Annotated in this window: 14 protein-coding genes and 1 CRISPR repeat array (1 of these 15 running past the window's edge); of the genes, 2 read left to right on the forward strand and 12 right to left on the reverse strand. The window is 38.4% G+C overall.

The genetic code is table 11. The annotated features are described in order from the left end of the window. Nucleotides 1-1000: a CRISPR direct-repeat array (repeat unit 29 nt; unit sequence ATTTACATCCCTCTAAGTTCAGATAAAAC) (it extends 1818 nt beyond the left edge of the window). Between the two features lie 193 nt (nt 1001-1193). The 8 genes from cas2 to cas6 form a co-directional block, all read right to left on the reverse strand. After that, nucleotides 1194-1454, reverse strand: a complete 261-nt coding sequence (gene cas2 / locus VP98_RS10665) for a CRISPR-associated endonuclease Cas2 (RefSeq protein WP_046175343.1) — start codon at nt 1452-1454, stop codon at nt 1194-1196. A 1-nt stretch (nt 1455) separates the two neighbouring features. After that, the gene (gene cas1b, locus VP98_RS10670; RefSeq protein WP_046175344.1) at nt 1456-2442 is read right to left on the reverse strand and encodes a type I-B CRISPR-associated endonuclease Cas1b; all 987 of its coding nucleotides are present in this window, start codon (nt 2440-2442) and stop codon (nt 1456-1458) included. After that, nucleotides 2432-2950 (reverse strand): CRISPR-associated protein Cas4, encoded by a 519-nt coding sequence (cas4, locus tag VP98_RS10675; RefSeq protein ID WP_046175345.1) that lies wholly within the window; start codon nt 2948-2950, stop codon nt 2432-2434. Before cas4 ends, cas1b begins: the two co-directional genes overlap by 11 nt. Before the next feature lie 12 nt (nt 2951-2962). Continuing rightward, entirely contained in the window at nt 2963-5170 is a 2208-nt protein-coding gene (locus VP98_RS10680; protein ID WP_046175346.1) for a CRISPR-associated helicase/endonuclease Cas3, read from the reverse strand. A gap of 45 nt (nt 5171-5215) precedes the next feature. Continuing rightward, a complete protein-coding gene (gene cas5b / locus VP98_RS10685) occupies nt 5216-5923 on the reverse strand; it encodes a type I-B CRISPR-associated protein Cas5b (RefSeq protein WP_046175347.1) in 708 nt (235 codons plus the stop codon). Further along, nucleotides 5920-6810: a type I-B CRISPR-associated protein Cas7/Cst2/DevR gene (gene cas7i, locus VP98_RS10690; protein ID WP_046175348.1), complete on the reverse strand. Its 891-nt coding sequence runs from the start codon at nt 6808-6810 to the stop codon at nt 5920-5922. The genes cas5b and cas7i overlap by 4 nt, the downstream gene beginning before the upstream one ends. Further along, nucleotides 6807-8456: a type I-B CRISPR-associated protein Cas8b1/Cst1 gene (gene cas8a1 / locus VP98_RS10695; protein ID WP_197076582.1), complete on the reverse strand. Its 1650-nt coding sequence runs from the start codon at nt 8454-8456 to the stop codon at nt 6807-6809. The genes cas7i and cas8a1 overlap by 4 nt, the downstream gene beginning before the upstream one ends. Before the next feature lie 122 nt (nt 8457-8578). Continuing rightward, nucleotides 8579-9307, reverse strand: coding sequence for a CRISPR-associated endoribonuclease Cas6 (gene cas6, locus VP98_RS10700; RefSeq protein ID WP_046175350.1), 729 nt, complete (start codon nt 9305-9307; stop codon nt 8579-8581). A 739-nt stretch (nt 9308-10046) separates the two neighbouring features. Here cas6 and VP98_RS10705 point away from each other — a divergent pair. Next, nucleotides 10047-10367, forward strand: coding sequence for a hypothetical protein (locus VP98_RS10705; RefSeq protein WP_046175351.1), 321 nt, complete (start codon nt 10047-10049; stop codon nt 10365-10367). Nucleotides 10368-11696: 1329 nt separating this feature from the next. Then, complete coding sequence (locus VP98_RS10710; RefSeq protein ID WP_046175352.1) at nt 11697-12329, forward strand: hypothetical protein; 633 nt, start codon at nt 11697-11699, stop codon at nt 12327-12329. A gap of 244 nt (nt 12330-12573) precedes the next feature. Here VP98_RS10710 and dnaB read toward each other — a convergent pair whose 3' ends face one another. The 4 genes from dnaB to VP98_RS18910 all read right to left on the reverse strand — a co-directional run bounded on the left by dnaB (nt 12574) and on the right by VP98_RS18910 (nt 15578). After that, on the reverse strand, nt 12574-13908 hold the full coding sequence (gene dnaB / locus VP98_RS10715; protein ID WP_231584158.1) for a replicative DNA helicase: 1335 nt from the start codon (nt 13906-13908) through the stop codon (nt 12574-12576). After that, nucleotides 13859-14167, reverse strand: coding sequence for a replicative helicase loader/inhibitor (locus VP98_RS10720; RefSeq protein WP_052712211.1), 309 nt, complete (start codon nt 14165-14167; stop codon nt 13859-13861). Before VP98_RS10720 ends, dnaB begins: the two co-directional genes overlap by 50 nt. Beyond that, entirely contained in the window at nt 14168-15049 is an 882-nt protein-coding gene (locus VP98_RS10725; protein ID WP_046175353.1) for a hypothetical protein, read from the reverse strand. It abuts the gene before it with no gap. 370 nt (nt 15050-15419) lie between these two features. Then, nucleotides 15420-15578: a hypothetical protein gene (locus tag VP98_RS18910; protein WP_156151366.1), complete on the reverse strand. Its 159-nt coding sequence runs from the start codon at nt 15576-15578 to the stop codon at nt 15420-15422. Nucleotides 15579-15696: the final 118 nt, after the last annotated feature.

Here is a 15696-nt window from a genome sequence, read left to right on the forward strand (position 1 = left end):
GTATTTACATCCCTCTAAGTTCAGATAAAACCAAGGCAGCCTTAACGGGCGTCTTGCGGTTCGATGAAATTTACATCCCTCTAAGTTCAGATAAAACTGGATCGGTACTATTTTTTAAAGACGTACCTAATTTATTTACATCCCTCTAAGTTTAGATAAAACTTTCTTGATGCCGTTTCAGCCTGTTTTCGCTTATTCATTTACATCCCTCTAAGTTCAGATAAAACTGATCTGGATGAAAACGGCAAGGCATCGGAAAACATTTACATCCCTCTAAGTTCAGATAAAACCGGCGCATCCCCACAGATTACCGCAGACGGTGATTTATTTACATCCCTCTAAGTTCAGATAAAACCACTTGCCGAAGCTCTTGAATACACTTTCCGTATGATTTACATCCCTCTAAGTTCAGATAAAACGGTCATTGGTGGATTTAATGCGATTCTCTCGTTTTTATTTACATCCCTCTAAGTTCAGATAAAACCGACGCACCTATCAAGCGAGCGATCTTGCTGAATACATTTACATCCCTCTAAGTTCAGATAAAACGTTATGACAGGCAGACAAGGGTATGGAAAAACGAATTTACATCCCTCTAAGTTCAGATAAAACCGCTACCACTAAATAAAGACCGTCACTTGCTTTAAATTTACATCCCTCTAAGTTCAGATAAAACGGGGAAAACGGCTTTTGCCATTAACTTAGCGATGAAATTTACATCCCTCTAAGTTCAGATAAAACAAGCGCCCTCTCGAACCCATATGTGCTGTTTACGGATTTACATCCCTCTAAGTTCAGATAAAACTTTCAGACGCATCGAACGAGATTGAGCAATATAGACATTTACATCCCTCTAAGTTCAGATAAAACCGATGCTCGCGACAATGAGAGAAGCCGTGCAACCGAATTTACATCCCTCTAAGTTCAGATAAAACGATTAACCCTAGCCAAACTCAATCTGCTTGTATTGAATTTACATCCCTCTAAGTTCAGATAAAACCCCCTGAATTCTGGTTTCAAAACCCATTCTCATCAATAGTTTAGCTGGATCAAAGTATTTTTCGTTGCCGTAAATCGAGAATTAGGAATGACAGCTTGATTAAAAACCAGCATAAACCTTTGTGATATAAGGCCTCAAGCTCAATCATAAAAAAATCGATCTACTGCAAATCATTCTTTATATCCTTATTATACTATAAGAACAAGTCTAAATCGTTTTTCGAAGAACCATATGTGACTTTTTTTAAATGCTTCGGGTTAGCAATTTGATATACGTATAATGAATCATCTGCTCCCATAATTTCTTCAAGAGAAGCCAGACATTCTTGCAGTTTTCCTTTCGTAATTTCCCCTTCAAATACTGAATTTTGCGTCCAATCTAAATAAGCACGCAGTTTTTTACACATCTTAGACGTACGTTTCTCATTCACGTCATACGTAATAATGACATACATGTTACCACCACGCTTTCAATGGCTTATAATCTTCATCATCAACTAAGTGTTTAATCAGTTTATAGCATTCTAATCGAATTAAGTGCCTATACGATGTTTTTCTCTTTAGTACCCGGTGATTGACTGATGTTTTCATTTTCTCTTCAAATGCCACTATAAATTTTTTACGACCTTCTTCATTTAAATAACAAATCTCCTCCTCTATATAATCGAAATGTTTTGTTGTTATCACCCTTTTATTAATGAGTGAAAAGATCATTGAATCAATAATAAGAGGTTTATAGATTTCCGCCAAATCCAGGCTCAGCGAAAAACGTTTGACAGAAGGCTCATGCAAATAGCTGACCGTCGGATTCAGTTGGGTGCGGTATAGCTCGGATAACACAGCCTGATACATCATCGTATTGCCAAAAGAAATAAGTGCATTTAACGGATCACGCGGCGGCTTTTTTTCTCGTTTTTCAAAAACAAAACCATATTTAATTATGTTGTTAAATGCACTGTAATAGAGCTGCCTGATTCTTCCCTCAATGCCCATTAATTCATTAATTGTTTTTGCCATTTGTAGCTTCTGGCTTTCTAATAAAATAGCGGTAATAATCTCTTCTGTTGCCGGTCGGTGTCTTCGCAGGTTGCGCAGCATGTGGTGAACAGCTCCATATAAAAATTGATGAGCAAGATACATTCGCTTCAACCGATCTTCATAGTGGCCGCATTGCTTCACCAGCAGAAAACCGGATACCTGTTTTTCACGTGGATAATACGTTCCTGCATAAAAACCATAATAGTTATACACATGGATACAAATATCGTGTTGACTTAAAAAGTTTAACAATTTTGTATTGAGATCCACTTCACCAAATACATGAAGGTTGCGAATCTTTTCAACCGGCAGTGGCTGCTTCTGTTCATCTGCGTTGATGAAATAAATGGTATTGTTTTTCCGCTGAATCCGTCCATTTGAAAAAATATAATGATCACGCATCATCGTCATCTACCTCCGTGGCATAACAAAATGAATGATATGAACATGACTTACAGTAAGGGACTTTAATAGGCTTTATTGGTTTTGCTTGTTCTAAAATCGTATAAACATCCGCGATTGCTTCTTTGATTTCTTTTATTTCCTCTTCACCCAGATGAATTTCATTCGTTTTTCGTTCTTTAGGATAACTGACTAGACCAATTTTATGAATTCTTCGCAGCTGAAGCTGGTAAAGATAAAAGAGCATTTGCAGGCGGTCTGCCTGCTTCATTTTTGATGAGTTTTTTACTTCTCGCACATATTCTCCATCTATTGCATCGATTTTAAATTGCCCATCCACGATAATCTCTTTCTTCATCAACTTCGGATATGAAGTATCATGTAAAACAGATCCTTCAAGCACTTTATCGGATTCGTCTTCCATTCGAATTCCATGCTTATAAAGCCATAGCTTACGCTTGCACAATGCATAGTACTGAAGTTCAACACCGCCAATGGTTTGGTTTTGCATCGTTGTTCCTCCTTATGAAAAGGCATCTGGCTTATCTTTTAGTTCAAGTCCTTTGTCAAATGAATAAGGACACTCTGCTACAAATATATCTTTAAAATCAGCTGGTATACCGTTTCGCCAGACTGTCAACTCATGATATTTAATTTGTGAATGATAGATATTCACACTCAACCGGGTAATCTCCCTGCGTATCCGCCTTTTCTCTTTCAAGTCACTTAATTGTTCGTAATGTTCGAACAAAGAAAAAGCCTCATTTTTGAAAATATCAATTGGAATAACCTGCACCTGCCGAATGTCTCTCATTAAATTTTGCGCTTGTCTGCTATCGATTTCATACGGACTCATGTGCTTGAGTTCATATAGCGTATTCCGAAAAACTTTTTTAAACTCAGTTCCTTCCAGTTCGTCTTCATCATACAGCGTTTCAATCATCTGCATTTTGGATGATTCTTTTAAAACGGTGCCATCTATAATTTGAATCATTTTCTTGCTTCGGTCGAAAATATCTTTATCATAAATGCCCCCGCGGCCAGTCTCGTCTGCAGTGTAAACATGAACATTCGGCACATTTATGGGCTTCTCTCCTTTTCGATTACAGCGTCCGAGACGCTGAAATAAGCTGTCCAGTGAAGAAAGTTCGGTATAAAGACGATCAAAGTCGATATCAAGGCTTGCTTCAACTAATTGCGTGGTCACCCAGATGCCAGGTTCATTTCCTTTTTTTGCAAAGTCCATAATGGCTTTTTCTTTGATCGACCGGTCCCGTTGCAGAAAGCGGGCATGAAGGAGATGAACATTGCTGCTTTTTTCATCCAGTTTCTCGTACATCTCCATTGCCTGTGCAATCGTATTGCAGATAACTAATACTTTTTTTGTTTCTCCGTCACTCTCTATGTTGTCTATGGCATCCAAAATACTTTCATCATGAACACGGATATGATGCCGTAAAACCTGATCATCAAAGAACTGATGCTGGATGAGCGAGATGCGGCTCCTGCTCATAATCCGCTCCAACTCTTTTTTGTACAAATGTGGCATTGTAGCCGTCATAATCATAAAACGTCCGCCTACTTGATCAATCATTTCAAGCGCTCGAATGAGCAGCGCGGCAATACGCGGATCGTATGCCTGCATTTCATCAATAACAACTTTTGCTCCAGCTAATGTAGCCAATTCTTTTTCAAATCCTCGGTAATAGAGGGGGAATTTCATAATTTGATCAATTGTTGAAATAATCAGCTTGTTCGCAAATTGTCTGGTTTGGTTATAGACCACTTCAATATCTTGCTGCTGCTCGCTGTTTTCTTCATCGAGATAATCCATGCTGGATGAATGAAGCAGGCCAATCGCTTCTTCTCCCTCTTCCGATATATTCGAAAATCCAATCTTGTTTTTCACCCGGTCATACATTGCGTTAATACTTGTGCGAAGAGGAAGTGTAAAAAAGCCTTTTTCTTCTCCAATCCAAAGCAAGCCCGCTTCTGTTTTTCCCATTCCAGTTTGTGCTAGCGCCAAAATATGCTTATCACGATTTTCTTCAGCAAATACCTGCAAGTCCCTCTTCGGCTTCTTGATTTCTTTTATAAAATACCGGTCTACATATTCCGATACATGATAACCTGACGCCAGTTCAATAGGCAGTCCAGCAGAAGCACTGTGATCCAGCCGGTGAAGCAGTCCTTTGACCATGATATAGCGGTAAAACAGCTCACCGTCATGATGGGTGAAACGGTTTTTTAAATAATTCAATGAAATCATTTGAGGTTTTTCTGAAATAGGATGCGGGAATTCTGTTTTAATCTCTTTTAATAAGGATTGTACATTTTGAAGAAAAGAACTTTTTAAAATATCCCGGTCAAACCGGTCATTTTTCTCATGATGATAACCAATTGCCTGTACCATCATTTTCTTTTCCTCCTTTGTAAAAGACCATTGGTGGAAAGGCAAAAATAAAACAGATAAGTAGTTGTGGCGTACAGTCTCCTGGAAAGGAACGGGCAGCGGGGGGTCGTTTAATACTTGTCTAATCTTGTTTTGAAACACAGGTTCCGCTTTACCGATGTCATGATAAAGAGCGGCATTCCAAAGTAATAACCAGTCCGTTTCACTCATCGTACAATATTTTTTTCTATTTATTTCGTACAGTTCCTCATATCTCTTTAAGAGTTCAGACGTGTGTGCATAAATAGATTCCTTTGGGTTTGACTTGGCATATAACATATAATTCTCCTTCAGAAAAGGACCGGCCGAAGCCGACCCAATGGATTAATGATGAAAGAATACAGCATGATTTTCATCGTCGATATAAAGAGGAAACTCTTCTGTCTCAACAATTGTTTGGTCTTTCTCTGCAAACGAAACAGCAATCTTATCCCAAACCCGAACACCCTTCACAATTCTGTACACCCAATTCAGTTTATAAGGCATCCCATAAATATCACTTTCGGATGCTATAGGCAAAGGCACAAAGGCGCTGTGTGTAAGCTCACAGCTGTCCGTTTCTTCCAGCTCCACGATATCGCAGCCATCCACCCGTACAAGATCTTCATGGCGGCCAAGGCTGATAAAAGCTGATGATGCCAAGATGGATTCGCATATCTGCTCAAGCACAGTTTCTTCCGCTTGCACAAAAATCACAAGCTGGACATGGTATAGCAAATGCCTGTAAATCGGCATCGTCGTGATTTGATTAAATTCTCCCTTCACACCTGGCAGTCCGGCAGCTGTCAGCGCGAATTCAGGTGTTGTATCACTTTTAAAAAAGTAATACGTCTGATAGTCATTGATCATACCGGTGTGGGTTCCCTGAATACATAGTTTCATATCAATCAATGATGTGGCACCCATGACCGCATGAAGCATTCCTTTTACAGTAGCAAAGGGCGGAAGGGGATAGGTTTCCGATACTTTAAGTGCATGGGGCTTTTTATAACAGGCTGTTTCTTGATACAGCTTCAGCCGTAGTGCTTTCATTGGCCCGCATCCGCATAATAAGCGGAAACTCCTTGCTTTAGGTGTCCAAAAAAGGATTCTACATTTCCTGCTTCGCACAAGCTGCCAATTTCCCCGTCATTCTCAAATACTCCTTTTATATAGCCGATACGGGTCTGGTCTTTGATGGAACTGCCTCCAAACGTTGTATCCAATGTATCCTTTAAAATGTCCGTTTCAATCAGCCAGTTTTTCATATCATGATTCAGCATGAGACGGCCTAGAAAGAATGGATTAGCTACATCATATACGCCCCCAATGACAAACAAAGGAGCAAGTGATTCCTGGCGTCCGCGAATGTTACGATTTAATAGTTTAATAACATCTAAAAATTCATGCATTCGCTTTGTTTTTTCTTCCGGAGACAGCTCAATATCTAGGTCTTTCCCAACCCGGTTCATATCGATGGTGATGGTATAAGCATATAGACTCTCATGCTGCTCAATGTTCGCAAGATTCGGTGTTTCGCCGATTCGTTCAGCCATTCCCATATTATTCAAAAATTCCATATCACTGCGATATGGCTCCATAGAAACAGCATGAGATAAGCGGGCAACCGCCGGGCGTTTTTTCGACTGCTTCGCTGTTTTCAAATAACCGAACAAGTCCATTTCTACCGAATCATTAATCGATGTGTTTTCTTTAAATTGAAGCGTTCCTTTTGTTTTATCGACCGTGTCCAGATTCCAGCCAAACCACTCATTACCGAGCCGCACTATATCATACCGGATGCTTTGACGGGAGGCGAATGTATACACGTTTCCATCTGCCCGGTGAAATTTTTTGAGTTCAGAAATATTCCCGATTCCTTCCCCATAATTTAACGAATTTGCTCGAAAAATAATTGACATTGTCATGGCTTTGCTCATTTTGCTTCCTCCCCTATCGGTTTTTCTTTGTATTCTTCGCCTAGCAACCCTGCAATAAAAGCGCCGCCTATTGTCTCAAAATCAAGTCCACCCTTTTTTAAAACATCCAGGAACAGAGAGGAAACAGGCAGCCCAACTCCGACATGGAGCCGCATTATGGTATCTAAGAAACTATCAGGATTTCCTGTCTTCAGAGAATTCAAAAGACGATAAGCAATCCCCTGTATTTTTTTGGAGGCATCCGCCCGGTAAACATCATGAGTTTCCGTATTTGTTTTTCCTTCCAATCTTTTTTGAAGAGCGATACCCTGTTTATAAATCACATAAATCTGTTTGTCTTGTTTTTCGTCCATTTCTTCATTCACTCCTTTTTTCACCCGCATGATTTTCGCCCGCTGCTGCACCATAACCAAAGCTCCCGTTCGGTGTGTGGCGTTCTTAATGGCTTCTCTCACATAACGGAACATTTCCTGCTTCGGGTCACGCCCGTTTAAAATAGATCGAATAAACTGGTCTTTTTCTTCTTTCAAAAACAAGACCCTTAATGCATTGCTTTGATTGGATGAAAAATATTTAGATGCATAGGCCGGCATATGATAGTAATCCAGCACCGTTTTTTTTGACCCGTCAGTATGGACTTCGATAAACAATAACGAACGCTGGCTGCGTTCTGCTTTTTGCTTTACATCCGCCAACACCCCAAAGACAGCATCCGTAAAGGAACCACCTTCATTTCGAATATTCCGGTACGTTTCATTAGCGTCATAATTATCTGCAAACCGAGTTGAATTCAGCACAATCCCTGCATAACGTCTTGTTTCCTTTGCTGTACCGTGTCCGACTTGACGATTATAAAAAGTTGCACCGATGGGGAATAGAAATAAAATAAGGCGGGCCACGGCACTCATCGGAATGGGATTTATTTTGTTAAAGTCATAAAAAAAGTTGGTTGCATTTGTCCTGGAAATGCCAAGGGGCAAAAACATCATTTCTTCAAAGTTCATCGTCGCATATAGAGAATCAATAAATGAGCAGGGTAGCAAATTTTCGTGAAACCATTGGTGAGTGTCTGATAATTTCATTTTTTTAATGGCTTTCAACCAACCTTTAAATCCGCTATAATCTTTGTGTTTTTCTAAGAAATCCTTGATTTCTTCTTCACTCTTTGCGGATTGCAATAACTCTGCGAAAGTAATTTCAAGTCGAGCTGGCTCGATAAAGTCTTTTATCATCCGTTTTAAGTGCGTGTCATACGTCATGGCTGAAAACGTTTTTTGAAGGAAACTTGTTTGTCCGTAAAACGGCGAAATATAAAGTGACTTCACATAATTAATTGTCAGCTTCTGATTTATTTCTTCGCTAGTCACAATCTTCAGATATTTATCAACATACACTTTCATTTGTTCTATTGACTCTGGCTTTTTCATAACATCGATAACTCTCTTTAATTCAACCGCCTGGGTGGGAAAATACTTATCAATCTTTTTTAATTGCTCAGCAGCAAAACGGGATATTTCCTTGAATGCATCTCTTTCATTTTTCTCTGCCCAGCTTAGGAGATTTTGCATTCTTTTAGCATCGCGCTCTGCGATATTGTACGTAGAAAACAAGTAATGAAAATACCTCTCAGCCAGCGTATCCAGCATATCAACTGTAATAGCTGGATTTCCATTTATAATTGGCAATTCATCAGGGTACAGCCTTTTTAGCCCGATAAGGCCTGCGTTGAAAAACCATTCTTCACTTATAAGCTCAACGGCATAGCCACTCATGTCCTCATTCCTTCCATTTCGATATCAAGAAGGCCAAAACCAGCCGATCTTCTTTTAGAACATCCGTTTTTATACAAGCAATCCAAATCGGCTGGATCGCCCTCTACAAAAATCATGCCCTTATAAGCTGTCAAATATAAGACTTGGTTCCCTCCATTGATATGGTGTGTGTTTTCTTTAATTACCACTTTCTTCATTTGCATTGGCCGGACGATGAGCGGTTTTTTCAGCGATCTTTTAAGCATCCGCTGTACTGTTAAATTGGCGTAATAATTAAATTCTTGCTCGTAGCCAGGATCGTGAGGCGCAAGCGGCTGCTGATCTGCTGATTCAATTAATAGAGGAGACAAGGTGCGGAACAAGACAGATGACGACTGGATATTTTTTTCCGGAAGCATTTCAATCCTTCCACGCTCCCACTCATATGTTTTATAGCGATATTTCCGAATATGAACCAAGCCGTTATATAACATAGTCATAAACATAAGGTCAGAAGAAGAGATAGTGATCGTAAAGCTGTCCACCTTAATAGAATCTCCCTCGAAACGGAAATTTTTTAAATAGGTACTGTAGGCAAAAGGTTTCATTTCTCTATTTTGGCTGTCAAAAAGTTGCTTTGCATAATGAGGATCAGATGCCGTGACAGCTTCTTTGATCATACTCAAAAACCCAAACCGATAAGCGACTGGAATTTCTTTAGCTTTTATATTAATTTTTAAACGCACTCTCAAACACCTCCCATATTAAAATTTATATTTAGGCATAAATAACATTTGAATAATATACCAATTTTGTAAAAATGACAAACAAAAAGTGAACTTCCCTTGATGATCACTTTCCACTTCGTTCAGATATAAATTTTGTTCATACAATCAAAATTTTAATAATTTACATCCCACTTCGTTCATAAGACTGAATTAATTTTATTATGACAAGATGCAAACGAAAAGCGAATTAAGACATCTAAAAATTCAGATGTGCTTTTGCCTATCATAAAAACAACAACTTCTTTTTGAGAATCCTTTTGTTTTCCGACAACTCTACCTTTTGAAAGTTACTTACCTTATAGTTCCTAAATTACAAGATTACTTTCTAATCATAGTTAATATTATAAAGAAGGACATTTTTAAACATAACATTTTAGTTTGCTGTTAATTGAGGATTAAACAAATGAAAGATCTGATAGCATTAGGAAAACCACTATAGGTCTCTTTTAAAGTATCGTTTAAAACTACACAAGACAAAATTAAAATTTACACTCTACGACATCAATTACAGCTCTAAATGGTCTAAAAGCTTTTAATTATTTACAAAGCGCTTGATTCATCATACTTGTCCTGTAGCCTTTTTTACTCGCTCTATCAAAAAAATCCATTTTATGTATGCCTTTACAAATTATTTGAAAATTAATACTATTATGTATATATAACAATATAGTATTACATCAGAAAAAGAGGTGATGACATGTTGTATTTATATGAAATTAAGAATCTGTATAATGACCTTTGTAATTTTGAAATTAGCCCACATGAGTCCATCGAAAACTTCCATATTCGCAGTGAAATGAATGAAGTATATCACTTACTGACTGAACAAGAGAAAACAGAACTTGATAAATGCGACTATAAAATAATTGAAAACGCTGAAGCTTTACTACATCATCTTCAAACAGTATATGACTTTGACAACACTAAGCGACCAATAGAGGAATGGTGGTGGCACTTACATAAAATCTCTTGCAGTGAGTTAACTGTTGCTCTAGAGATTAAAAAGATGAACAGTTAAAGTTATTATAAAAGCGCTGATAATATATCCTACACTTTTGTTTTAAAAGGGCAGCTAGTAAATATTTTCAGTTTCAAATTTAAAACGAACACTATAATCAATAAGTACTCTCCAATAAATTTGTATATTAATCCTTTTTTTTGTATAATCATAAAAACAAAAAACTACCTTGGAACGTACTTTTAGCAAACAGCAAACTACTACCAAATCGGATAGTATATTCCTATATAGTCGGGATTTCTCACGGTTCTGAAAATAGCTTTGAGCCCTTTCTCTTCCTGGGTTTTTTCTGAACAGGGTATGTTATCTCAAATAACATACCCCAATAACATACCTGCCTATGTGATTGGGTCTTCCCTCTAATAGGTCCTTCATTTGAATAACTATGCATTCTAAAGTTCGAAGGGAGTCTTATTTAAAAAGTGCTTATAACAGCCTAAGCGATACTTTCTGTTTCGCATAGCACTTGAATGAGAGTAGCAAATCTCAGACTGCAGTATAGGACAAATATTGTGCGTATCATCCAAAGGGCTTTGCTGTTTTCCGTGGGACAGACGCCAAGTGCAGTTCAATGGGGCTGTATAGGGCTAACTGTATTTTAAAATAGTCACTTCTTCCTTGCTTATTTTGTCTTATAAAGACGTAGTAAAGCCAGTCATGCAAATTACTCCTGCTGGAACAGTGAGCGGAGCTAGGAGATCCTGCACAACTATCGAAAGGATACTACACACTGAGAAAAGCCTTTTCTTAAATACGGCTTATATAAATAGCAAGCGTTTCCCTCCGGACTTGCACAGTTAAATTACCAAGGATGTGCATATAGGCACCATTAATGGTGCCTATTATAAAATCAAGCCTTACTACAAGTCTTTGTCCTAAGATATTATACAGAGGTAGCGGGGCACAAACCCTATATCTATAAGGGATCTGTTATAGTGCCTATTAATGGTTCCTATTTATAGATTCCATTATATAGAGGGTTTTAATTTATACATAATTATTAAGATCAATCTCTATTTTTTATAGCAGAAACCGCTAATAGGAACCATTAATGGTTCCTATTAGCTTGAACAATAAAGCGCCTGAAATGATTAATATCTCCTGGGTATTTTAAGGGTATTCTTTTAAACATAACCCGTCCATGAAATATTGGCGGGTTTATCTGCATTAGTTCATGCTTACGACCTTTGCCAGTAAAATAAAGGACCTCAAATAGAGCCTAATAGTTACCACACGTAAAAAACTATGATAAGCAAACGTAACTAGTCATGAAAAGTGGTAATATAAGGTAATAAGATGCGTAGAAATTAAACCTTAGGGGGCAAAGTTATGAAAAAGGGTATAAGTGTCGCTGCAATAATAGCAGGGGTTCTTGCGTTTTTGATATTTGCTAAATTGTTCATACCAAATCCATTTGCTGAAAAATTAGTAAAGGAAAAAGCCGAACAATATTTAGAGGAATACTATAATGATAATTTCAAAATATATGGGGTTTTAGATAACTCTGATTTTGGAGTATACATGAATTTTAATTATGCAGCTAAGGTACGTGATAAACATAATGGTATAGAGTTTTTGGTATACGAAGATCAAAATAATGGGGAAATGACAGATGACTATGCAATGTCCAAAATGACTCACGATATCGAAAAAGAGGTATTCCCTTATGTGAAGGAGGAATTCCAGGCGGTAACTAAAGTGACCGCAATGATAGAAGATAAGGAATTTTACAACCTAGATATTGAAGAGAGAAATCCAAATCCAAAAAGCTTTAAAGAGTTTGAAATCAGTCCCATGCTACGGATAGAACTTTCAAAAAAGAGAGAGGAAGGGGATAAAAAATTATTGGACAACCTCATTTCTAAATTGAAAGAGAACAATATTCTTAAACATGGAGACATTACATTACTATATTATGGTGAAGAAGAACAGTTTGGATCGGATTGGAATAAAACGTTTTAAATATGTAATTATTCTAGAGGAAGCATTCGAGATGTAATATCTGAAAAGCTTGGTTAAGAGTGTGGAAAGAGCCTCTAAAACCAAGCTTTTTAAATGTTCCACTCTATCCCTTTTTGATGATTAGAGCAAAAAACTAGAATAAGTATATTAATTATTGGCAGTTTTCATAAACAATTATAAAGGATAGCACACTATTTGTGATCTCTATCTATTAATAAATCCAGAGATCATATACTTATCAAAATTAAGAATTCTGTTGATTTAAATCCAAGAATTTAGAATATTCCTTAATAAATGCCAACTCTATCGTGCCAACAGATCCATTACGCTGTTTAGCTAAAATGACTTCTACTGTATTCTTTACACCCTTATCCTTACTGTAATAATCGTCCCGGTAAAGAAAGGAGACGATATCAGCATCCTGCTCGATCGACCCTGAATCACGCAGGTCAGACAACATCGGCCGCTTATCCTGACGCTGTTCTACTGCCCGGCTTAACTGGCTGAGCAACATAACCGGCACATCAAACTGGCGTGCCATCTGCTTGAGCTCTCGGGTGATATATCCAATAGCCAAGTCATGCCGTTCAAACTTACCAATTGGCGTGATCAGCTGCAGGTAATCAATCACGACAATATGCTTCTTGCCTGGATGATCTCGCTTTGTTTTCCGGACAGCTGCCCGTATATCAGCAACTGTCTGACGAGAATTATCGTGGATCTCAATCGCCCACTTATTGTATTCATTCATCGCATAGTCGGCTCTATTATCGTCTACTTCGGTAAACATTTTGGAGGGGTTGCGCCACTTGGAACCTTCGATATTTCCAATGCTAGATAGGAAGCGCTTGATCAGCTGCTTTTGCGACATTTCAAGCGAGAAAATATCCGCTACACCGCCCTGTTCGCAACAAGCACCCGCCAGGCTTAGAGCGTATGCTGTTTTCCCCATCGATGGACGACCGGCCACAATGATTAAATCTCCCCCTTGCCATCCACCTGTCATCCGATCGAGCTCTGCCAGCCCGCTCGATATGCCCGTCAGTTCACCGGCATCCTCATAAATCTCATCAAAGATTTCGCTAAGGACTTCCACCTTTGTCCGGCCTTGTTTCTGCCCCATTTCCTGAGCCTCAATAAAGGTACTATACACTTTTTCTGCTGTTTCTTCAGTCGGATTGGCTAAATAATCCGAGGCAGCCCGGCTCATTAATCGCTTTTTATACTGATCGATCAGCATTGCCTGGTAATAGGCAAAGTTTGCAGTTGTTGGAACAGATCCAGCCAAGTCAGATAGATAGCTTGTGCCACCGACGTTCTCAATCTGGCCGTCTTCAACTAGCTGCTGAGTAACCATGATTACATCTACCGGCACATTTTGTTCAGCTAGCTTTTTAATAGCCTCAAAGATGCACCGGTTAGCTGCCCGGGTAAAATGCTCAATCGTTAAGTTTGTCTCGTAAGCAAGATCCGGTTCAAGAAACATGGAGCCTAAAACCGTATTTTCTACTTCTGCTGCCTGGTACGGATCACTGCTTGTATGGATTAATTGATTTTGGTCTATGTTTGTCTCTCTCAATCCGTTCCGCTCCTTCACGTTCCCACTGTTTTACCTTTTCCAGATGCTCATTCTTTGGCCGTTCATAGACTGATATTTCCGCGATAGATGGTGGGAATCTGTTATCTTTAATATGCTGTCTTAGACGAGCGTCGACCTTATCAAAGTCCATCCCATGAAGCATTTCAGACCATAAGATTACTCGGTCATCTGTTACTTCAAAACGGGAATACGCCGCGTTAATCGTATGCAGTATTTTAAACACCTGCTGCTTGTCCACTTAATCGCCCCCAAAATTCAATTTGCCTTCCCGTTCAAGTCGGGCAAAACGTTCCTCTAGCGTTTCTTCCTGTTTCCTCGGCTTGCTCCCGAATTGAACAACGTTGCGGTTCTTTTCTTCATGGAATCGTTCCAGGATAATAGGCTCGCAGTACCGGAAGCTTTTCACTTTGTTGTGAGGGCTTTTTTGATTTTGTGTTTGCACAATGTCCTGAATCCAGCCCTGCAGCTTGTCGATTGAAATATCCAACTCAGCAATACGCTCGATTGAATTCTCTTCTTCTGGCTTTAAGTAAAAACCCATATTCCGTACAGCAATAAAGCAGTTAGCGATTTGTTGTTTACGTGCCTCTGTATCCTGTGATATTTTATTTCCGGTTTCAGGCGTCCCGTCACTTTGGTTCTGAGGAGCGAAATCTTTATCGCCGTTAGCTACTGCTGCTAATTCTTTAATTCTTACATTCTTGTTATTGTTCGGACTTCGTTCTGGGTTCGTTCTGTAAACGTTCTGACTTCCGTTCTGGGTTTCTTCTTCATCACCCTGTAAATGCTGATATGACGCGTAATTGACGATGGTGAACAGTGTTCCTAGTTCCGTTTCGTCTACCGTGACCATTCCGTTTTCAATCAATTTAGCAGAACACCTCTTTATGGTGCTTGTTGAGTACTGTTTGACGCCTCTCCCTTCCTTGTAAGAAAGATCATGTGCTAGCATCCGATATGAACGGATGTACTGGCCTTGTTTAAGGACCTGACCTCCTACCTTGGTGCCGTCTTTATGTGCCGCTTTAAGGAGCAGGAGAGTAAACAAACGGAACGTTGAAACGTCGTACCACAGTTTGTTGTCGAGTATTTTTCTGTGAAATTTAATCCAACCTTGCATATGGTTTTGATCCCTTCTCTATATGTTACTTACTTGTCTCGTACTGTGTTAATTAAGCAACACAGTAAATTTGCTTTGTTTTAGTCTTTAAATTCTGCAGCGGCCTCCTCCAAAAAAATATTTTAAATATATTACCTGCTGCCCAAGATCTTTTTAAGCTTTTTTTAAAAATTTTTTAAACATAAAAAATCTCTAAATCTTTTACAAGATCCAGAGATTATTTTCGGTATATTCAATTTAGCCAAAACATTCAACTGCTCGTTACTGTTACTAATTAAGATTTTTATACTGCATAAGTTACTAATTAAGATTTTTATACTGCATAAGTAACATAAGAGAGTTTTTATCGACATACATATTGGGATTTTTGCTATTGTGATAACTTTTCTCTTACTTTTTCAACTTTTGCAACAGGTATTTCTAATTTTTCAGCGATCATTTCATCACTCTTTCCTTCAGTAATTAACTTTAAAACAGTTAGTGCCTGTTCAAATCCCTGGTTCTTTAATTCTTCTTCATAGGAAACCATAGCGCCCTCCCAATTTTAATTTTTTTCGATGTAACAACTGAGGTTCAGCCCTAACTTAATTATATTATCTAAAATTACCCAAATAAATAAGGTGTAGCAATTTTACTTTTCATGAATT

The organism is Domibacillus indicus (assembly GCF_000970685.1).
GTDB lineage: Bacteria > Bacillota > Bacilli > Bacillales > Domibacillaceae > Domibacillus > Domibacillus indicus.